Annotated in this window: 18 protein-coding genes and 2 tRNA genes; 5 read left to right on the forward strand and 15 right to left on the reverse strand. The window is 62.7% G+C overall.

What is annotated here, in order from left to right:
• The first annotated feature begins 203 nt into the window (after positions 1 to 203).
• On the forward strand, positions 204 to 2,288 hold the full coding sequence (locus CRO06_RS17445; RefSeq protein WP_097059007.1) for a WG repeat-containing protein: 2,085 nt from the start codon (positions 204 to 206) through the stop codon (positions 2,286 to 2,288).
• Between the two features lie 374 nt (positions 2,289 to 2,662).
• On the opposite strand, the gene CRO06_RS17450 is transcribed toward CRO06_RS17445, so the two are convergent.
• Positions 2,663 to 2,738, reverse strand: a tRNA-Gly gene (locus CRO06_RS17450).
• A gap of 212 nt (positions 2,739 to 2,950) precedes the next feature.
• A tRNA-Glu gene (locus CRO06_RS17455) sits at positions 2,951 to 3,026 on the reverse strand.
• Between the two features lie 308 nt (positions 3,027 to 3,334).
• On the opposite strand from CRO06_RS17455, the gene CRO06_RS17460 reads away from it, so the two are divergent.
• A complete protein-coding gene (locus tag CRO06_RS17460; RefSeq protein WP_022993982.1) occupies positions 3,335 to 3,985 on the forward strand; it encodes a glutathione S-transferase family protein in 651 nt (216 codons plus the stop codon).
• On the opposite strand, the gene CRO06_RS17465 is transcribed toward CRO06_RS17460, so the two are convergent.
• From CRO06_RS17465 to ccmA, 9 genes are all read right to left on the reverse strand, one after another.
• Positions 3,986 to 4,516, reverse strand: coding sequence for a GDYXXLXY domain-containing protein (locus CRO06_RS17465; protein ID WP_022993981.1), 531 nt, complete (start codon positions 4,514 to 4,516; stop codon positions 3,986 to 3,988). It lies immediately after the preceding gene.
• A complete protein-coding gene (locus CRO06_RS17470; protein ID WP_097059008.1) occupies positions 4,509 to 5,753 on the reverse strand; it encodes a DUF2157 domain-containing protein in 1,245 nt (414 codons plus the stop codon). Before CRO06_RS17470 ends, CRO06_RS17465 begins: the two co-directional genes overlap by 8 nt.
• Positions 5,754 to 5,944: 191 nt before the next feature.
• Complete coding sequence (locus CRO06_RS17475; RefSeq protein WP_022993979.1) at positions 5,945 to 7,432, reverse strand: RimK family protein; 1,488 nt, start codon at positions 7,430 to 7,432, stop codon at positions 5,945 to 5,947.
• Between the two features lie 105 nt (positions 7,433 to 7,537).
• Complete coding sequence (locus tag CRO06_RS17480; RefSeq protein WP_231504710.1) at positions 7,538 to 8,713, reverse strand: PQQ-dependent sugar dehydrogenase; 1,176 nt, start codon at positions 8,711 to 8,713, stop codon at positions 7,538 to 7,540.
• Positions 8,658 to 9,116: a cytochrome c maturation protein CcmE gene (gene ccmE, locus CRO06_RS17485; RefSeq protein WP_026948947.1), complete on the reverse strand. Its 459-nt coding sequence runs from the start codon at positions 9,114 to 9,116 to the stop codon at positions 8,658 to 8,660. Before ccmE ends, CRO06_RS17480 begins: the two co-directional genes overlap by 56 nt.
• Positions 9,100 to 9,297: a heme exporter protein CcmD gene (ccmD, locus tag CRO06_RS17490; protein WP_097059009.1), complete on the reverse strand. Its 198-nt coding sequence runs from the start codon at positions 9,295 to 9,297 to the stop codon at positions 9,100 to 9,102. The genes ccmE and ccmD overlap by 17 nt, the downstream gene beginning before the upstream one ends.
• A complete protein-coding gene (gene ccmC / locus CRO06_RS17495; RefSeq protein ID WP_026948948.1) occupies positions 9,297 to 10,046 on the reverse strand; it encodes a heme ABC transporter permease CcmC in 750 nt (249 codons plus the stop codon). Before ccmC ends, ccmD begins: the two co-directional genes overlap by 1 nt.
• 59 nt (positions 10,047 to 10,105) lie before the next feature.
• Positions 10,106 to 10,777 (reverse strand): heme exporter protein CcmB, encoded by a 672-nt coding sequence (gene ccmB / locus CRO06_RS17500; protein WP_022993974.1) that lies wholly within the window; start codon positions 10,775 to 10,777, stop codon positions 10,106 to 10,108.
• A complete protein-coding gene (gene ccmA, locus CRO06_RS17505; RefSeq protein ID WP_026948949.1) occupies positions 10,774 to 11,379 on the reverse strand; it encodes a cytochrome c biogenesis heme-transporting ATPase CcmA in 606 nt (201 codons plus the stop codon). Before ccmA ends, ccmB begins: the two co-directional genes overlap by 4 nt.
• Before the next feature lie 107 nt (positions 11,380 to 11,486).
• On the opposite strand from ccmA, the gene CRO06_RS17510 reads away from it, so the two are divergent.
• Positions 11,487 to 11,954 carry a CYTH domain-containing protein gene (locus CRO06_RS17510; RefSeq protein WP_097059010.1) on the forward strand — a complete coding sequence of 156 codons (468 nt, stop codon included), beginning with the start codon at positions 11,487 to 11,489 and terminating at the stop codon, positions 11,952 to 11,954.
• A 286-nt stretch (positions 11,955 to 12,240) separates the two neighbouring features.
• The gene (gene sugE, locus CRO06_RS17515) at positions 12,241 to 12,555 is read left to right on the forward strand and encodes a quaternary ammonium compound efflux SMR transporter SugE (protein WP_014993925.1); all 315 of its coding nucleotides are present in this window, start codon (positions 12,241 to 12,243) and stop codon (positions 12,553 to 12,555) included.
• Here the strand turns inward: sugE and CRO06_RS17520 are convergent.
• Entirely contained in the window at positions 12,539 to 13,465 is a 927-nt protein-coding gene (locus CRO06_RS17520) for a LysR family transcriptional regulator (protein ID WP_022993971.1), read from the reverse strand. The two genes, sugE and CRO06_RS17520, sit on opposite strands and share 17 nt — an antisense overlap.
• Before the next feature lie 102 nt (positions 13,466 to 13,567).
• Here CRO06_RS17520 and metE point away from each other — a divergent pair, with 102 nt between their 5' ends.
• Positions 13,568 to 15,856 carry a 5-methyltetrahydropteroyltriglutamate--homocysteine S-methyltransferase gene (gene metE, locus CRO06_RS17525; protein WP_097059011.1) on the forward strand — a complete coding sequence of 763 codons (2,289 nt, stop codon included), beginning with the start codon at positions 13,568 to 13,570 and terminating at the stop codon, positions 15,854 to 15,856.
• A 387-nt stretch (positions 15,857 to 16,243) separates the two neighbouring features.
• On the opposite strand, the gene CRO06_RS17530 is transcribed toward metE, so the two are convergent.
• The 3 genes from CRO06_RS17530 to CRO06_RS17540 all read right to left on the reverse strand — a co-directional run bounded on the left by CRO06_RS17530 (position 16,244) and on the right by CRO06_RS17540 (position 18,988).
• A complete protein-coding gene (locus CRO06_RS17530; RefSeq protein WP_097059012.1) occupies positions 16,244 to 17,404 on the reverse strand; it encodes a CmpA/NrtA family ABC transporter substrate-binding protein in 1,161 nt (386 codons plus the stop codon).
• A gap of 2 nt (positions 17,405 to 17,406) precedes the next feature.
• The gene (locus CRO06_RS17535; RefSeq protein ID WP_026948953.1) at positions 17,407 to 18,012 is read right to left on the reverse strand and encodes an ANTAR domain-containing response regulator; all 606 of its coding nucleotides are present in this window, start codon (positions 18,010 to 18,012) and stop codon (positions 17,407 to 17,409) included.
• A gap of 142 nt (positions 18,013 to 18,154) precedes the next feature.
• Positions 18,155 to 18,988 (reverse strand): ABC transporter ATP-binding protein, encoded by an 834-nt coding sequence (locus tag CRO06_RS17540; protein ID WP_022995700.1) that lies wholly within the window; start codon positions 18,986 to 18,988, stop codon positions 18,155 to 18,157.
• Positions 18,989 to 18,990 lie beyond the last annotated feature (2 nt).

Genomic DNA, 18,990 nt, shown 5'->3' on the forward strand with positions numbered 1-18,990 from the left:
CCGCTCAGGTGCGCGAATTCCCCTGGCTGACGGGGTGTTGTACCCTGCGCGGGCACCCTGTCGGCGCCAACCGTCACCACGGCCTCGCCCTGTGCCAGCGCCGATGCCGACAAAAAATATGCACAATTCAACAGATCTCAGAAAAACGCCACGGCGCTTCCGCGATAGCACGCCGGCCTTGTTAAGGAAACGAGAGCATTCAAATGGCAAAAACATGGATCAAAGCGCTTGCTTACAGTTGGCTTATGTTGGTGCTGGGCGCCTGTCAGCAAGAAACGAATGAGACCCTCCTGCGGCAACTGGACCAGGAAATCTCACAGTTTGAATCGCTCATTGAGCTCACCGACCTGCGCATCGAGCTCAAACCGGCTGAAAGCACGCCCTTCGACGCCTCGAACAATTCTAATTTCGAGGAAACGTTGGCCAATGAGATAAAGACAGAAACTCTGCAGAACTTCTTTGATTCCTTAAGCGTCGGCATCCGCATCGCCCACCCTTACACGCTTATCAATGTTGATACGGACTTATACAAGCTGCAGTCTCTGCTCGGGCACGACAGTTTCTACTTCATGGAACATGCGGACATGACACCCCGGTTCCACCCGACAGAAGTCGTCTACCTGGATGGCCAACGGGCCAGCGTTACCGATGAGTATGTATCCAAGGCGGCCATCACCGCGAAATACAAAGCGGATTCCCAGATGGAAAATCGGACACCGGCAGAACGATGGGTATTGCAGCAATCGCAAGCACGCAGTTCCAGCGACTTCTTCGTACTGACCAAAGCAAAACCCATTACCAGTATCACGTACGATATCTCCCTCCCCTACCGCGAAACACGGGTTGGCGATGCCAGTGCCGCCGGCGATACCTTGAGCACGCCGGCCGGCGATATCAAACTGCTGGCGATCACCGGCAATCAGATCCGCTATCAGATCCCAACCGCGGTGGCCGAGCACATCACCGTCCAGGCGCTATACCAGGATGGGCGTCCACTGAGAAAGCAAGGCTCGAATAGCGCCACCTTGTATTCCGGGCAAAAGATCAATGACCTGCGACAAGCCCTGGACGAGATGCGTGGAGCAAGAAAACAGGTGAAGCGCGGCCGGATAACCACCCAGGAAGAATTGGAAAAATACCTGGAGCCACGCCTTGACGGGCTGCCAGGATTACAGGAGCCAGCACAATACCTGCAAGTTACCGCCACTTACGCGGGCCCGGTCAGCAAAGTGACCTTCATCATTCCAGAAAGCGATGTGAAGACACTGAACTTTACCAGTACCTACCCGTTGGATACTTGGGAAGAGGAAAAGGAATATCGCGTCGCCGCCGATTTCGCCACCGGCAAAAACGGCATTATCGACAATGATGGCAACTGGATGGTTGAGCCCGCCATGGATCAGTATTTCCGGATGCTCAACCGTCACTACTTTACCGACCAGATCGACAACAGAGAAAACCAGTATCATTTCGACCCGGCGACCGGCCGCTTGAAAAAGGTGGACTACCTCCTGGTGGAAAGTGCGATTTATCAGGACCGTTACGTGCGCGTCAGCCGGCAAACCAACGGCCCGCGCGGATTGGCCGAGGTAGCGACCGGCAAGGTCGTTTTGCCCATGGAGCACACCATGCTCCATTTACAGGATGAGAAATTCTGGATAGCGGGGAAAAACGGCAAGGAAGGCGTGCTTGACTCGGCATTGCGGCAAGTGCTGTCCGCCAGATTCGACAATATCGACTTCGACAACGGTTTCTTTCAAGCTCGTCGGGGGAAAACCCTGGACCTGTACGACAGCAAGGGGCGCAACCTTACCCACGGCAAGTACGACCACTTCAAACGCTTCTCGGATGGCCGCTTGCTGGCTTCTGTCAGTAGAAAAAATCAGGATGGACTGGTGAGGCAGTACGCCTATTTCCTGGACCGGCAAGGCAAGGTGGCGATCGATCTCGCCGCCCGCGGTTTTTCCCAAGCCAAAGTCTTTCGCAATGGCCTGGCCGCCGTCCGTGACGCTGAAAGCGAGCGATGGGGCTTCATCAACCCCGCCGGAAAACTGGTCCTGCCTATGCGCTACAAAGACGTTAGTTTCGGTTTTTTCGAAGCCTCCGGCTATGCGCCGGTGAAGCTGTCCGACGGCACCAGTGCCCTGATCGACAAGCAGGGTAACGTCATCAAAACGTTCACCGGCAGTTTCAGCCACGTGCGATACGAAGGTGACGATGAAAATCGATATCTGCGGGCGGGAAAGAATTGGTATGACGCCTTTGGCAACCCTGTACACCCTGAGTAGCTGCGATGATGGCCCACGGGAGGGGCTACGAAACTGCCGTGGGAGCTTACCTGCAAGCGAATCTTGAGGCCCGGAAGCCCATTCGCTTGCAGGCAAGCTCCCACAGCGGCGTTGTAGCAACCTCCGAGTTTATGTCTCCAAGGCCAGAAGAATATACCTGCGCTTGCCAGTTACCTCGAAGCGGAGCCGCGTTATGCCTTTGCGGGACCCTGTCGAACAGGGACGTTCGACAGGGAGCCTACAGGGGTGTATTCACGGCGTTCCCGCAAAGGCATAACGCGGCTCCGCTGTCCTCGATGGAGGAAGGCCCCGACCAAACAAAAGTGGGGTCGCCTAGGCAACTGCGACAACGCTTTATGAATCCAGGAAAGAATTGGAGCGGGAAACGAGATTCGAACTCGCGACCCCAACCTTGGCAAGGTTGTGCTCTACCAGCTGAGCTATTCCCGCTTGTCACTGCTTCGCCTTAACGAAATAGTGGCGTCCCCTAGGGGAGTATTCACCGCTACGCGGTTCACCCCTTCGGGGCTGTCTCCGCAAGCGAAGACATTCCGTGTCCCCGGCTTTGCCGGTGACCGGTCGAACCCCACTAATGAAGGTTCGACTCTTGGGTTCCAATCAACGAAGTGCCAGTTCGCGGACCGTTACCGAACCCGATTCAGTGGCGTCCCCTAGGGGAGTCGAACCCCTGTTACCGCCGTGAAAGGGCGGTGTCCTAGGCCACTAGACGAAGGGGACCCGGACTTGTCGGCCAATCCCGTTGCGGGACTGCCCTGTCAAGCGGCGCGTAGTCTAGGAATCCGGGCCGGCAGCGTCAAGGGGAAATTCCCCCGGTCGACACCGTTCGTTCATAATCCGTTCAATCTCGGCGATTCCGACGGTTTTCCCCTGACCGGGCGGTCCCCTGTTGACCCTTCCGCGACACTGCTATATGCCTGTTACCCCAGCCGCCCGTCGGATTCACGGGTTGAGATCCGCCTGCGGCCGGCCCACTTTCGAGTGGGCCGCACCAGGCCCAACATCACAATAGAGACCGGGAGATCCCAATGACCATCAAACTGTATGGCGCCATGCTGTCGCCGTTCGTGCGTAAAACCCGCGTGGTACTGGCCCTCAAAGGCGTGGAACATGAGACCGTCAACGTGGACCCGCGCAACGCGCCGGACTGGTATCGGGACCTCAACCCGCTGGGACGCATCCCGGCACTGGACTACGACGGCCAGATTCTCGCCGATTCCGGGGTGATTTGCGCCTTTCTGGAGAAGAAACACCCCGAGCCGTCCCTCTACCCGGAGGATCCCTACGAGTACGCCCGCACCCTGTGGTTCGAGAAATTCGGCGACTACGAGCTGGGCGTCAACTGTACCTTCGGCGTGTTCTTCAACCGGGTGGTGCGGCGTCTGATGGGCAAGGAAGTGGATGAAGCGGCGGCGCAGAAAGCGCTGCAGGGCGCGGTGCCACCGCTGCTCGAGTACCTGGATCGGGAACTGGAAGGCAAGACCTACTTTGTTGGCGAACGGCTCACCGTCGCCGATATCGCCGTGGCCAGCCAGTTGGTGAACTTCCAGCACGCCGGTGAAGGGGTCGACCAGTATCCCAACCTGGCCGCCCACAAGGAACGCCTGCACGCCCTGGAGCCGTTCACCCAGACCATAGCCAAGGAAAGCGGCTTCCTCACCAAAGTCCTCGGCGGCTGATCAGGGCGGCCCTCCAGCCCCCTCGCCCGTGCCCTCCCCGGTGTCCTCCACGGACACCAGGGCGGCACGGCCATCGGTGGCGATACGCACCCGCGCCAGACCGCCCTGCCGTAATCGCCGCTCCAGTTCCAGCGCCTTATCCTTTGGCGCGAAATAGGCTTCGATACCGTATTCCACCGTCACTGAACCCACCCGCACCGCGCGGATATGCCCGCGAATAAAATCACCCGGCGGCGGTGAATAACGGGTATCAACGGCTTTCCACACCCGCCCTTTCCGGCGCAACTGCACATACACTTCCCGCCCTACCCGCGGCACTCCCACTTCCGGCATCGGCGCCTCACTGATGTCGTAGCGCAGGCGGGCATAGTTGCCGCGCAACAAATCACGCGGATCCACCGGCACCGTGCGCAGCACCACTTCCTTGCCGAACCAGACCGGATACCGCGCATAGCCCAGCAAACCGAGCAGCACCAGAACCTGCAACACCAGCGCCGCCACCAGGGCGCGCAGCCGCCAGCGCCTAGTCATGGGCCACCTCCGGATCGCGCTGGCGCCAGTAGCGGGCGCCAGCGTAGAGAATGCCGGCCATGACCAGGAACAACAGGGCCGCCCCCAGGTAATCTCCAATCAGATCGACATAACGCAACAGCGCCAATACCGCCACCGTGCCCAAACCGGCGAAGAAACGGCGCTGGTCGGCGCGCAGCAATCCCTGGCGTATCCAGGCCATGGCCACCAGCAGAACCACCAGATTGGCCGCCACGGTCCAGTACAGGCTCTGTTCCGGCCGACCCAGACCATGCGCCAGCAGCACCCCGGCCAGCGCCAACCAGGGCAGGATGCCACGGGGCTTGAGGGCGATCGCCGCCAGCAGCAGCGGCAGCGCCGCCCACAACCCGGGATCCAGCCAGCCCCAGTGGCTGTGCAGATATTCTTTCCAGAGGTCCTCGAACGTCAGCGGCAACAGCACCAGCAACGACAACCGTCCAAGCCACGGCAAGGGTGCCCAACGCGAGTCCCCGCGCAGCTCCAGCCGCTGGCAGAGCACCTGAGCCAGGACCAGAAGAGCAAGATTGAAGGTCAGATGGCCAGCCCGCCAATGGGGCCCGAAATCGGTGTGGAACACCCAGGACAACATCAGGTTGAGCCACAACACCAGAGCCGCCAGCACCGGCAGCATCACAACATTGGAATGGCGGCGCCAGGCCAGCCAGCCGGCCACACCGAGAAACACGATGCCAGCCCAGGGTGGCGAGAACGGGGTTTCCATCACCATCCACAGGGCGGTGAGCGCCACCAGCAGCAGGGTCACCAGCAGGCGCCGGGAGAAAAAGGCCACCGGCAACGTGCCGATCATCCACAACAGCACGCCGTTGGGGAAATGCTCGCCAAGGTGGTACATCTGCCCCACCAGCATGATCGAAGCGCCATAGCAGACCGCGCCGAGAAACAGCCAGCCACCCCCCTCGCCATGACGCCCCCAGCGCCACACCCCTACCCCGTTGGTGGCCACGGTGAGGGCCAGCAGAGCGGCGAAGCGCACGCCCCGGGGCAGACCGTCCCAATGGGCGGACACCACCAGCAGCAGCGCCAGGCCGATGAACAGCAGAGCACAGGCGGTCAGCACTCGCGCGCCCAGGGAGCCGCCACTGGCTTCCAGACCCTTGCCATAACGGGCCAGAATGCGCCGGGCCTGATCCTCCTCGATCAGCCCCTCGGCCAGCCACTGTTGCATCTCCCGGCGCAGAGCGTCTTTACGTATCACGTTGTTCCCAATCCTTTTGGTGCGGGCTTCCTGAGCATGCTAGCACGCTGGGTGCGCGCGGCTCTCCGCAGCCCGCTGTAGCAGCCTGCCTTGCGGTCGAATAGACTCCTGCGTCCGAAAATTCGCCTGCGGGGCAGGCCCCTACAGAGACTTCGAATCAACACCGGGCGAACCGCGACATTTTCAAGCCGTCAAAGCGGTAACCCCAGCCGCCGAGCTTCCATGCGGCGCAGGAATTCCAGCATCACCTGCCGGTACAGGTCCTCGCCCAGCCACAGGTCCTCGACGCCGGCATCGATGTTGGGATTGTCGTTCACTTCCATCACCACCACCTGATCGCCGGACTGCTTCAGGTCCACGCCGTACAGGCCGTTGCCCATCAGCCGGGCGGCCTTGAGCGCCACTCTCAGCACCTTCGGCGGCACTTCGCGGATCGGTACCGTGCGCGCGTTGCCGGAGGCGGTTTTGCCGCCGTCCTTGTGATGATAAATCTGCCAATGCCCCTTGCTCATGAAGTACTGGCAGGCAAACAGCGGCCGGTTGTTGAGCACGCCGATGCGCCAGTCGTAATCGGTGTACATAAAAGCCTGGGCCAGCACCACGGCGGATTGTTTCAGATAGCCATGCAGGGCGTTGCCCAGCGCCTCGCGGTCCTCCACCTTGCTAATGCCACGGGAGAAACTGCCGTCCGGGATCTTCAGCACCATCGGCAGTCCCAGTTCCCCGATCAGGCTGTCCACCTGTTCGGCGGTGTCGCTGAACACAAAGGCGGTGGGCGGCACCGGCACGCCATTGGCCTGCATCAGTTCCGCCAGATAAATCTTGTTGGTACAGCGCAGAATCGAGCGCGGATCGTCGATCACCACCATGCCTTCCTGCTCCGCCTTGCGGGCGAACTGATAGGTATGGTGGTCAATGGCGGTGGTCTCGCGAATGAACAGGCCGTCGTATTCACCCAGGCGGGCGTAGGCGTCGCGGCCGACGATTTCCACCTTGATGCCCAGTTGCCGGCCGGCCCGTGCGAATCGCTTCAAAGCGGCGCGATTGCTCGGCGGCATGGCCTCCTCGTCGTTCACCAGCATGGCCAGGTCATAGCGTTCACCACGCCGCCGGCGCGGGCCGCGCCAGACACGGGCGTTGAACTGCTCCAGGGCACGGGCGAAGGCATCTTCCTGGGCACCCTTGACCTGTTTCAGACTCGGCGTCTTGATCGCCTCCAGGGTCCACCGGTCCCGGCGCCGGAACGACACCCGCAGAATCGGACACGGCAACTGGTCAAAGATCTGCCGCGCCAGTTCCGCCAGCCCTTCCTGCTCGGTTTGGCCGAAGTAGATATTGAACGTCACCTTGGTGGCATCGCCGCCCTGCTTCTTCATCGCCTTGTCCAGCGCCGACTCGAAATGCTCGAAGTGCAGGCCGTACAGCGCCTTGTAACTGAGGTCGTTGACCGTGCGTACAGAGGGCATGACGCGCTGACCGCGGGCCTCCGCCAGCAGCGAACAGTAGTAGCCGGGGGACAGGTATTTGTAGCTGCGGCACAGATTGATCACCTGCACTTTCTTGTCGGTGCAGACCGGCTCGGAAGCCTGCAGGTAATCACGGGCGGACAGCAGATTGCGGGCGGGATAGTACGCCGCCCAGTCCGCCGGGTCGTCCACCAGGATAATGACTTGGCTCATCGGGGTTCCATTGAGAAGGCTAAGGACGCCGGATGTCCGGCGTCCTTAGAATATCGCGGCTCGTGGGCCGCTCCTACAGAAACCGCCATGCCCGGTCCGAGCCGGTCAGTTGCCCTGGTAGACCACGCGGTAGATGGCGCCGGCGTGATCGTCGGCGATCAGCAAACTGCCGTCGGCGGCCTGCATGACGTCCGCCGGACGTCCCCAGCGGGTGCCGTCCTCACGCAGCCAGCCGCTGATGAATGGCTGGTACCCGGTAACCTTGTCGATGCCTTCCACGCCGACCCGGGTGACCCGGTACCCGGCCGGCGTGCTGCGATTCCAGGAACCATGCTCGGCGATGAAGATGTCACCCCGGTAGTCCTCGGGAAATTGCTCCCCGGTATAGAACGTCATACCCAGCGGCGCGTGATGCGCCGGCATGGTTTGCATCGGCATGGCGAATTCACCGGGATCATGGTCCTTGCCAAACTCCGGATCCGGCACCGTGCCACCGTGGATAAACGGATAGCCGAAGTGTTCGCCGTCCTCGCGCACCCGGTTGAGTTCTTCCGGCGGGATCTCGTCGCCGAGCATGTCGCGGCCATTGTCGGTGAACCACAACTGCCCACTGCGCGGATGGAAATCAAACCCCACCGAATTGCGCACTCCGCGAGCCACCGTGGTCATTTCCCCCGAGTCCGGGTCATAGCGTTGGATGGTGGCGTAGGGTTCTTCCCGGTTGCAGATGTTGCACGGCGCCCCCACCGGCACGATCAGTTTCCCTTCGCGGTCAAACGCCAGATACTTCCAGCCGTGATGGGAATCGGAGGGAAATTGGTCCGTCACCAGCTCCAATGCCGGCGGATCGTCCAGATGATCGAGAATGTCCGGCAGCGCCAGAATCCGGTTCACCGCCGCCACGTAGAGGGTGCCATCGCGATAGGCGATCCCGGAGGGCATGTTCAGCCCTTCCGCCAGCACCCAGGTGCGCTCGGCGCGGCCATCGCCATCGGCGTCGCGGATCGCGTAGACCTTGCCCTCGTCACGGGAGCCGGCGAACACGGTGCCATCCTCGGCCTGGGCCAGTTGCCGGGCGTTGGGAACATCGTCGGCGAACACCGTCAGAGTGAAGCCCTCGGGCAGGGTCAGGCTGTCCACCGGCAGGGACCCGGCCATGACGGGAGCGGCAAAACCGAGTAGCAGGCCGGCCAGCCAGCGCCGGCCGTGAATGGCGGGAAGATCGCTATGAGCCCGCGGCGTCCTTCCGCGCGCCGGGGTGTCCTGCTTTTTCCAAGGCATCTTGAACCTCCGGAGGCATGTAGGTCTCATCGTGTTTGGCGAGCACTTCTTCCGCCTCGAACCGTTCCCGGCTCACCAGCGTGCCGTTGGCGACGATACCCTGCCCTTCACGGAACAGGTCCGGCAGGATGCCCTGGTAATGGACGGTGAAGGTGCCCTTGCCGTCGGTGACATCGAAAGTCACGTCCAGAGTGTCGGGGTCGCGTACCACCGATCCCTCCATAACCAGACCACCCACACGCATTTTAGTGCCCACCGGCGCTTCACCGTTGACCACCTGCTGCGGGGTGAAAAACAGATTGATGTTCTGGCGCAGGGCGTACACCGCCAGAGCGGTGGCCAGGGCCAGCCCCAGAAACACCGCCAGCACCACGATCAGGCGCTGTTTACGAACCGGATTCATGCTTAACCTCCCGGGTTTCCCGTCGCCACTGGCGAGCCACGTCCTGGCGCACCCGCGCCAGCTTGCGCGCCGCCAGCGCCATATTGATCACGATCAGCAGCGCACAGATACCGTAAGCGCTCCAGACATAGGGCCCGTGCCGGCCCATGGCCAGAAATTCCGCGAAGCTGTCGAAATACATCAGTGCCCCTCCACCAGTTTGCGTACCCAGCCGCTGCGGCGCTCCCGGCTCAGCACTTCGGCCCGGGCCCGCATCAGTACGTTGGCGGCGTACAGCAGCCACATGCCCAGCATGCTGATCAGCAGCGGGTACTTCATGGCCGGGTTGATGGAGGATTCGCTGAACAGGTTCAAGGTCGCCCCCTGATGCAGGGTGTTCAGCCACTCCACCGAATACTTCACGATCACCACGTTGATCACCCCGACCAGGGCCAGCAACGAGGCGGCGCGGGCGGCCTGGCGGGGATCACGGATGGCGGACTGCAGCACCATCACGCCGAGATACATGAACAGCAGGATCAGCATCGAGGTCAGGCGCGCGTCCCACTGCCAGTAGGTGCCCCAGGTGGGCTTGCCCCAGATCGCGCCGCTGATCAGGGACACCGCCGCCAGCACGGCACCGAACGGCGCCAGCGCCTTGAGCATGACCTCGGCCATTTTCATCCGCCAGACCAGGCACACCAGCCCGGCCACGCCCATGGCGATGTAGCCCATCAGGGCGCCGCTGGAAGCCGGGACATGCAGATAGATGATGCGATAGCTGTCACCCTGGTAACGCTCCACCGGCGCGTAGGCCAGCCCCCATACCAGGCCGATGGCGAGAATGATCAGCGCCAGCGGCCACAGCCACGGCAGCACGGCATCGGCGAACCGGTAAAAGTAGCGCGGCGAGCCCAGTTGGTGATACCAGCGTTTCAGAGTGTTCCACATAACTTCGACTCTATTTTTTTGTCGTCGGCCCCGGCGGTTGTCGTCATCGACCCCGGCGGTCAGTCTCCGGCGCTGATACGCAGGCCCATGGCCACCGCCAGTGGCCCCAGACTCAGCGCCAACGCCAGCAACGCGCCCAATACCGCCAGCAACCCCTGGGTGGGAGAGCCGTCCACGGCGGCGCGCACCACACCGGCGCCGAACACCAGCACCGGAACATAAAGCGGCAGAATCAGCAGCGCCAGCAAAATGCCGCCGCGATTCAGGCCCACGGTCAACGCCGCGCCAATGGCGCCGATCACCGTCAGCGTCGGCGTTCCCAGCAGCACGCTGTAAGTCAGCGTGGCCAGTGCCGGCACCGGCAGCTGCATCATGTAGCCCAACAACGGCGCCATCAACGCCAGCGGCAAGCCGGTCAGCAGCCAGTGCGCCAGCAGCTTGGCCGAAACCGGCAGCACCGACACCACCGGCGCGGTCAGCATCTGATCCAGGGCACCGCTTTCCTGGTCACGGCGGAACAGCCCGTCCAGCGACAGCATCACCGCCAGCAGTGCCGCCACCCAGACCACACCCGGCGCCACCAGCGCCAGCAATTCCGGCTTCGGCGACAACCCCAGCGGGAACAGACTGACCACCACCATGAAAAAGAACAGCGGCTGCACCATATCCGCCGGGGACCGCCAGATCAGAGTCAGTTCCCGGCGCAGGGTCGCCCACCAGGGTCCGCTCATGCCGGCGCCTCCGTGCCCAAATGCAGCCGCCGCACATCATCGCCGACCCGGTGGTGGGAGGTATACAGCACTAAAGTGCCGTTGCCGGCGGCATCACGTATGCGCTGGTCCAGGCGTGCCACCCCGCTCTGATCGATGGCGGTGTAGGGTTCGTCCAGCACCCACACTTTTTTTGGCGCCAGCCACAGCCGCGCCAGCGCCACCCGGCGCTTTTGGCCGGCGGAGAGATGCGCCGCCGGCACGTCTTCGAAGCCGTACAGGTCCACCGCGTCCAGGGCCGCGTCCACGTCTCCCGGCTGGTTGTTCAGCGCGGCACTGAAGCGCAGATTCTCACGGGCGGTCAGTTCTTCACGCACGCCGGGCTGATGCCCCAGATAGAGCAGATCCGGCGCCAGCGGCGAATGCCAGCGCACCTGGCCTTCATAAAAGCCATGCAGCCCTACCAGAATCCGCAACAGAGTGGTCTTGCCCGCCCCGTTGGCGCCGGTAATCTGCCAGATCTCGCCGGCGCGGGCCTGGAACGCCAGATCACGGAACAGCACGCGCTCATCCCGTTCGCACTGGAGCTGCCGGACGGTCAGACGAAGGGAGTCACTGCTCATGGGGCTCCTGATCAGGGAATAACAGGCGTTGGGCTCGGTTCGGCGGCGCAGTATAGCATGTATTTCCGCTATGATTGGTGGGACAAAACAGCATACGGGGAGAGCCCATGGGCATCGAAATCGAACGCAAATTCCTGGTCCGCGACAGCGCCTTTCTCGATGGCCTCGACGGCGAGCGTCTGACCCAGGGCTATCTCAGCCACGACAAACGGGCCACGGTGCGAGTGCGGCTCAAGGGCGGCAGCGCCTGGCTCACCATCAAGGGGGAAACCCACGGCGCCAGCCGCAGCGAATTCGAATACCCGATCCCGCCACGGGACGCCCGCGCCATGCTCGACGAACTGTGCGGCGAAGGCGTCATCGACAAAACCCGCTACCTGATTCCCCACCAGGGCCACACCTGGGAAGTGGATGTCTTCCACGGCGACAACCAGGGCCTGATCGTCGCCGAACTGGAACTGGACCACGAAGACCAGACCTTCCCTCTGCCCCCGTGGCTCGGCGACGAGGTCACCGGCGACCCGCGCTACTACAACAGCGCGCTGAGCAAAACACCCTACAAGCAGAGCAGTTAATAGTTAAAAATGAACAGTGAATAGTGCGCGAGAGGGGGCAAGCGAAACTGAAAGGCAAAGCGCCGCGTGCAACGGCTGAGCAGGTCCCTTGCCGCGGAAAACAAAATTTGAAACGTCATTTGCGATACCGCAATCTTTCTGTTTTTTTAACTGTTCACTCTTAACTGTTCATTGTTCCCTGCCTTTTCCTTGCTCTATTATGGTGCATACCCCAAGGACGACCTCGGGGCGCGGCGTTGAGCGCCGCCTGTTCCGGGGACGACCCCGCCACGAAAAGGACCTCGTCATGGCGTGGTATCTGCTGTTCCTCGCGGGTCTGCTGGAAACCGGCTGGGCCATCGGGCTAAAATACACCGAAGGTTTCACCCGCCCGCTCCCGACCTTGCTCACCGTCACCGCCATGGCCATCAGCTTCTGGCTGTTGTCCACGGCGATGAAAACCCTGCCAGTAGGCACCGCCTACGCGGTGTGGACCGGCATCGGCGCCACCGGCGCGGTGATTCTCGGTATCGTGCTGTTCCAGGAACCGGCGACACCGGCCCGGTTGCTGTGCGTGGCCGCCATCGTCGGCGGCATCATCGGACTCAAGCTGATAGGTTGACCCGCCGGATGCCGGACAGGTTTTTGAAGCACAGTGCCTCGGCGGTCTCCATGAAGTCCTGAATAAAGGGCACCGTCTGATCCCCCTGGCGTACCGCGGCATACAGGGTGCGCCAGACCCCTTCCTCGCCCAGCCTCACGCTTTTCACCAAACCCAGATCGAGATACTCGGTCAGCGCCCAGTTCGGCAGCGCCGCCACGCCACGACCAGCGGCCACCAACTGCACCATCATCGGCGTCAACTCGGCGGTGCGCACCGAGCCCGGCGCCACCCCGGCCGGGTCAAGGAAAGCGGTGAACACGTCCAGCCGTTCACGCTCCACCGGATAGGTGATCAAGGTCTGCTCCGCCAACGCCCCGGGCTCAATAAAGCGCCGCGCCGCCCATTCACTGTCACGCGCCACCGCCAACACCAGCTCATAGCGGAACAGCGGCAGGTAGCACACCGCCGGGTCGTCCACCGGGTCCGAGGTCACCACCATGTCCAGATCGCCCCGGGTCAGCGCGGTCAGCGGCTCGAAGCCGAAGGCGGCGGACAGATCCAGCTCCACTTCCGGCCAGTCCTCGCGGAACCGGTCCAGCGCCGGCATCAACCACTGGAAGCAGGAGTGGCATTCGATGGCGATGTGCAGACGGCCGCTGTCACCGGCGGAGAGCCGCTTCAATTCGGTCTCGGTTTTCTTCACCAGCGGCAGGATCTGCCGGGCCAGCGCCAGCAGGCGGCTGCCGGCGGTGGTGAACCGCACCGGCCGTGTGCGCCGCACGATCAGTTCCAACCCGAGCCGGTGCTCCAGATCCTTCAACTGATGGGACAGGGCGGACTGAGTGACATGCAGCCGCTCCGCGGCTTCCACCAGGGAGCCGGCATCGTCGATGGCCTGCAGGGTGCGCAGATGGCGCAGCTCCAACATGAGATACCCTCATATTAAAGATTAGATATTTGATTTTGTCTCAACAGACAGTCCCACCACAATAGCGCCATTGAAATCCGACCGCATTCGAAAGGACCGATCATGACCACCTTGCACAACCTGGGCTTCCCGCGCATCGGCGCCCGCCGGGAATTGAAACAGGCACAGGAGGCCTACTGGGCCGGCACCTTGCAGCAAAGCGAACTGGAACACGTTGGCCGCAGTCTGCGCGAACGGCACTGGGCCCTGCAGGCACAGGCCGGCATCGATCTGCTGCCGGTGGGCGACTTTGCCTGGTACGACCAGATTCTGGAATTCTCCTGCCTGCTCGGCGTGGTGCCGGCGCGCTTCGGCCAGGACGCCGATGCCGACGTGGATCTGGACACCCTGTTTCGCATGGCCCGTGGCCGCGCGCCCACCGGCACCCCGGCGGCCGCCTGCGAAATGACCAAGTGGTTCGACACCAACTACCATTACATCGTGCCGGAACTGGCCGCCGATCAGAGCTTCCGCATCGCCCGCGAAAGTCTGTTCGAGCAGGTCGAGGAAGCCAAGGCCCTCGGCCACGATCCGAAACCGGTGATCCCCGGTCCGCTGACCTACCTCTACCTGAGCAAGGGCGAGGACTTCGACGGCGCCGACGACAGCGCCAAGCTGGCTCTGCTGGAGACTCTGATTCCAGTTTACCGCCGGATTCTGCAGCGGTTGGCGGATCAGGGCGTGCAATGGGTGCAGATCGACGAGCCGATCCTGGTGCTGGATCTCCCCGACGCCTGGCAGCGCGCCTACCTGCGGGTGTATGACCAATTGGCCGCCGCCAGCACCGCCCGGCTGCTGCTGGCCACGTATTTCGGCGCGCTGAAGAACAACCTGTTCACCGCCCTGGAACTGCCGGTGGCCGGCCTGCACCTGGACCGGGTGCGCGGCGATGACGATCTGGAACAAGTGATCAGCCGGCTCGGTGACAAGGTGCTCTCCCTCGGCTACATCAACGGCCGTAATATCTGGCGCACCGACCTGGATGCCGCTCTGGCCACCCTGAAGCCGCTCAAGGAGGCACTTGGCGACCGTTTGTGGCTGGCGCCCTCCTGCTCCCTGCTGCACAGCCCGGTGGACCTGGACCAGGAAGACAAGCTCGATACCGAACTGAAAAGCTGGCTCAGCTTCGCCAAACAAAAGCTGGATGAACTGGCCCTGCTGGGCGGCGCGCTGGACGGCGATGCCGCCGCCGAGGCGGGCCTGCAAGCGCAACGCGAAGCACTGCGGGCACGCTCTGAATCCACCCGCATACATAACCCGGCGGTGGCCGAGCGGATCGGCGCCAGCGGCGACCTTTCCCGTGATCGTCTGAGCCCGTTCGCTGAACGTATCGCCAAACAACAGGACGCGCTGAAACTGCCGGCGTTCCCCACCACCACCATCGGCTCTTTCCCGCAGACCCGGGAAATCCGCGAAGCGCGCCGGGACTGGAAAGCCGGCAAACTCGATGACGCCGCCTACACCGAACAGATGAAGCAGGAAATCGCCCGCTGCATCCGTTATCAGGAAGAAGTGGAACTGGATGTGCTGGTGCACGGCGAAGCCGAGCGCAATGACATGGTGGAGTATTTCGGTGAGCTGCTGGAGGGCTTCGCCTTCACCCGCTTCGGCTGGGTGCAGAGCTACGGTTCCCGTTGCGTGAAACCGCCGATCATTTTCGGCGACGTGCGGCGCCCCAATCCGATGACGGTGGAATGGGCCCGCTACGCCCAATCCCTGACCGATAAACCGGTGAAAGGCATGCTCACCGGCCCGGTGACGATTCTGCAATGGTCCTTCGTGCGCGACGATCAGCCGCGCTCGGAAACCTGCAAGCAGATCGCCCTGGCCCTGCGTGACGAAGTGCGGGATCTGGAAAACGCCGGCATCAAGGTGATCCAGATCGACGAGCCGGCCCTGCGCGAAGGCCTGCCGCTGCGCCAGGGGGAATGGCAAGCCTACCTGGACTGGGCGGTGGACTGCTTCCGCCTGGCCACCGTGGGAGTCGATGATGATACCCAGATCCACACTCACATGTGCTATTCCGAGTTCAACGACATCATCGAGGCGATCGCCGCCCTGGACGCGGACGTCATCACCATCGAGACCTCCCGTTCCAATATGGAGCTGCTGGATGCGTTCCGCGACTTCCAGTACCCCAACGACATCGGTCCGGGGGTGTATGACATCCACTCCCCCAACGAGCCGGACGTGGCCTGGATGGTGGGTTTGATGGAAAAAGCCGCCGAGCGGCTGCCGAAGGAACGGCTGTGGGTCAATCCGGATTGCGGCCTGAAAACCCGCAAGTGGGAAGAGACCCAGGGCGCCCTGGCCAACATGGTGGCCGCCGCCAAACAACTGCGCACGGCGTAAAAAAGGTCCATGGCGGCTTAGCGGGAGCCGTCATCCTCCATCAGGGACAGCGGAGCCGCGTTACGCCTTTGCGGGAACACCGTGAAGCAGAGTCCCGCAAAGGCGTAACGCGGCTCCGCTTCGAGGTAACCGGCAAGCACAGGCGTTCTTTCAACCACTGTGAAACCTCTGAAAAACGTCATGCAGAGGTGAGAGTGCGATTTCTCCTGTCCTGAAAGGTTCGTCGTTGTCGGAGCCCCAAACGCGGCGGTTCACTTCCAAGCGGGTCTGTACGAAGGCCTTCCGGGACCCTGTTTGACAGGGACGTCAAACCGGGAGCCTACATGGACGTATTCACGGCGTTCCCGGAAGGCCTTCGTACAGACCCGTGCCCCCCCGATGAAGCCCTCACTCCACCTGCAACAACCGGTCCGGCCCCAACTCCACCGGCGCGGGATCGCCGGGTAGCCGCCACTGGCCGGCGTGCCTTTCCGCCGGCTTGTGATCCACCTCCGGCAGATTGGTCAGATCCCCCACCGCGTCCCGATACAGATCCGTGCGGTAGCATTGCGCGGCGAAAGTGCTTTTCTCTTCGATGCGGCCCTGCCGCCATCGCTGCATCTCGCCGAGCAGAAATTCCGCGTCCGAGCGCCAGGGAAAATTGGCCTGGTAGGCGGAGAAGACATGGAAGTGATGACGCGGAAACGGCTGACCAGTGAGCCCGCCGGGCAAGCGCTGGGAAAACGGCGCGCCGATCACTTCCGCCGGCACGCCCAGCCAGGCCGGATGCGCCAGCCACTCAAGGCACTCTTGCAGACGCTCATCGGCATGGGTCGCCGCCCGATACAGGGCGCGCAGCAGAGCGCGGTGGGCATCCGGATGGGCCGCCGCCCACTCACGGGTCACCGCCAGCACTTTTTCCGGCGCGTTCTCCCAGATCTGGTAGCCGGACAGAATGCAATGTCCGGCACCGGTGAGCGCCGCCAGACTGTTCCAGGGTTCACCCACGCAGAAGCCGTCGATATGACCCAATCGCAGGTGATCCACCATTTGCGAGGGCGGCAGCACCACCAGTTTGACGTCGTGGTCCGGGTCGAGTCCCGCCACCGCCAGCCAGTGACGCAATTGATAGGCGTGACAGGAAAACGGGAACACCACCGCCAGTACCAGCGGCGCGTCACCGGCGCTGGCCCGGGCCGCCACCAGCTTGTTCAGCGCCACCGCCATGTCCTGGGGCGAGGGCCCCGGCGCCAGCGCGCACAAACCGTGGTACAGCATCGGCGACACGGTCACGCCATTACCGTTGACGCCCATGGAAAAGGCGGTGGCCAGCGGCTTCTTGATGCAACCCAGGCCGAGCGATGTGCCCAACAGCATGGGCGCCAGCATCGGCGCCGCGTTCACCTGCCCCACCAGCAAGCGATCACGCAGGCTGGCCCAGCTCCATTCCGGCTGCAGTTCCACTTCCAGTCCCTCATCGGCGAAATAACCGGCTTGCTGGGCCACCACCAGCGGCAGGCTGTCGGTGAGTGGCATATAGCCAATGCGGACATGCTGAGTTTGCTTCATCGTCACCCCTGGGCTTTCAACAGATCGGCGTAATCCAACACCGAACGGGCCACTTGGATCAGTGGTTGCCCGGTGTTCATGGCCTGCCGCCGCAGCATGGTGTAGGCGTCCTGCTCATTCAGACGCCGCCGCTGCATCAACAAGCCCTTGGCACGCTCGATCAGCTTGCGCTCCTCCAGCGCCTCCCGGGTCCGCTCCAGTTCCTCTCGCAGCGCCTGGTACTCACGGAAGCGGGCGGTGGCCACGCGCATTACACCGCGCACCCGGGACAAGTCGGTTTCGCCGGCCACATAGGCACTAACGCCTGCCCGCAAGGCGGCGACAATCAGATCCTCGTCGTCCTGGCCACAGAACATGACGATGGGACGGGGCATGTCGCGCTGCACCAGCGCCATACTCTCCAGCGTATCGCGGTCCGGCGCGTTCATATCGACGATCACCATGTCCGGATTGCACGCCATCACTTTCTGTGACAAACCGGCGGCGCTGGTGAGGCGGCACAGAATGGCGTGCCCTTCATCTTCCAGGGCCCGCTCAAGCATCGCGGCCCGCGGCGGCTGATCATCCACCAGCATGATCTTCAATGGCATGGGCTTCTTAGCATCCATGTTGGTTGGCTTCCCCCCGGTTGTAGCAACCGCTGTGCCAAGCGGCCATGGCCCGGTTTTCATACCGCGCACGGACCGGGGCGCGGGAAACGCACCAATCAGGTGCAAACCCGCGCCCCGGTCCGCACCGTCATGACGCCGATTACGCCTGCCGCCGCCGCGGCGCCGGGTCCGGGCGGCTGGGCAAGGCGGCGACCTTGTTTTGCTTCTCATACAGAAACCGCAGCACCTTTTGCCGGCAGCGGTGGTAAACGGGATCGTCCGCCAACGCCAACCGGTCCCTGGGGCGCGGCAGCGTCACCGGCAGCACTTCGCCGATGGTGGCGGACGGGCCGTTGCTCATCATCACGATACGATCGGACAACAGCACCGCCTCGTCCACATCGTGGGTGATCATGATCACGGTGGTGCCCAGTTGCGCGTGAATCGCCATCAGTGAATCCTGCAGGTGGGCGCGGGTAAGCGCGTCCAGCGCGCCGAAAGGCTCATCCATGAGCAGCACGCGCGGTTGCATGGCCAGCGCCCGGGCAATGCCCACCCGCTGCTTCATGCCGCCGGAGATCTCTTGAGGGGTCTTGTCCATGGCATGCGCCATGTGCACCAGCTCCAGGTTATAGGCCACCCAGTCCCGCATTTCCTTTTTGCTTTTCTGTTTTCGGAACACCTGGCGCACCGCCAGTTCCACGTTCTCAAAGGCGGTGAGCCAGGGCAGCAGCGAGTGATTCTGGAACACCACCGCCCGTTCCGGGCCAGGCTCGGTGACTTCCCGCCGCTCCAGAATCACGCCGCCATCGGTGGCGCGCAGCAAGCCGGCGACAATGTTCAACACGGTGGATTTGCCGCAACCAGAGTGACCGATCAGCGACACGAATTCACCGGCGGCGATTTTCAGGTTCACCCCCTTCAAGGCTTCGAAACGCCCGGTGGGTGTATCAAAGGTCATGCCTACGTTGGACAGTTCCAATAACGCTGTCATAA

The organism is Alloalcanivorax xenomutans (assembly GCF_900217905.1).
In the GTDB taxonomy this organism is placed as follows: domain Bacteria; phylum Pseudomonadota; class Gammaproteobacteria; order Pseudomonadales; family Alcanivoracaceae; genus Alloalcanivorax; species Alloalcanivorax xenomutans.

What these genes read in the sequence shown, in the direction of transcription:
- CRO06_RS17445 (WP_097059007.1), top strand. Translation starts at nt 204, where the DNA reads ATGGCAAAAACATGGATCAAAGCGCTTGCTTACAGTTGGCTTATGTTG.
- CRO06_RS17460 (WP_022993982.1), top strand. Translation starts at nt 3,335, where the DNA reads ATGACCATCAAACTGTATGGCGCCATGCTGTCGCCGTTCGTGCGTAAA.
- CRO06_RS17465 (WP_022993981.1), bottom strand. Translation starts at nt 4,516, where the DNA reads ATGACTAGGCGCTGGCGGCTGCGCGCCCTGGTGGCGGCGCTGGTGTTG.
- CRO06_RS17475 (WP_022993979.1), bottom strand. Translation starts at nt 7,432, where the DNA reads ATGAGCCAAGTCATTATCCTGGTGGACGACCCGGCGGACTGGGCGGCG.
- CRO06_RS17480 (WP_231504710.1), bottom strand. Translation starts at nt 8,713, where the DNA reads ATGCCTTGGAAAAAGCAGGACACCCCGGCGCGCGGAAGGACGCCGCGG.
- ccmE (WP_026948947.1), bottom strand. Translation starts at nt 9,116, where the DNA reads ATGAATCCGGTTCGTAAACAGCGCCTGATCGTGGTGCTGGCGGTGTTT.
- ccmD (WP_097059009.1), bottom strand. Translation starts at nt 9,297, where the DNA reads ATGTATTTCGACAGCTTCGCGGAATTTCTGGCCATGGGCCGGCACGGG.
- ccmC (WP_026948948.1), bottom strand. Translation starts at nt 10,046, where the DNA reads ATGTGGAACACTCTGAAACGCTGGTATCACCAACTGGGCTCGCCGCGC.
- ccmB (WP_022993974.1), bottom strand. Translation starts at nt 10,777, where the DNA reads ATGAGCGGACCCTGGTGGGCGACCCTGCGCCGGGAACTGACTCTGATC.
- ccmA (WP_026948949.1), bottom strand. Translation starts at nt 11,379, where the DNA reads ATGAGCAGTGACTCCCTTCGTCTGACCGTCCGGCAGCTCCAGTGCGAA.
- CRO06_RS17510 (WP_097059010.1), top strand. Translation starts at nt 11,487, where the DNA reads ATGGGCATCGAAATCGAACGCAAATTCCTGGTCCGCGACAGCGCCTTT.
- sugE (WP_014993925.1), top strand. Translation starts at nt 12,241, where the DNA reads ATGGCGTGGTATCTGCTGTTCCTCGCGGGTCTGCTGGAAACCGGCTGG.
- CRO06_RS17520 (WP_022993971.1), bottom strand. Translation starts at nt 13,465, where the DNA reads ATGTTGGAGCTGCGCCATCTGCGCACCCTGCAGGCCATCGACGATGCC.
- metE (WP_097059011.1), top strand. Translation starts at nt 13,568, where the DNA reads ATGACCACCTTGCACAACCTGGGCTTCCCGCGCATCGGCGCCCGCCGG.
- CRO06_RS17530 (WP_097059012.1), bottom strand. Translation starts at nt 17,404, where the DNA reads ATGAAGCAAACTCAGCATGTCCGCATTGGCTATATGCCACTCACCGAC.
- CRO06_RS17535 (WP_026948953.1), bottom strand. Translation starts at nt 18,012, where the DNA reads ATGGATGCTAAGAAGCCCATGCCATTGAAGATCATGCTGGTGGATGAT.
- CRO06_RS17540 (WP_022995700.1), bottom strand. Translation starts at nt 18,988, where the DNA reads ATGACAGCGTTATTGGAACTGTCCAACGTAGGCATGACCTTTGATACA.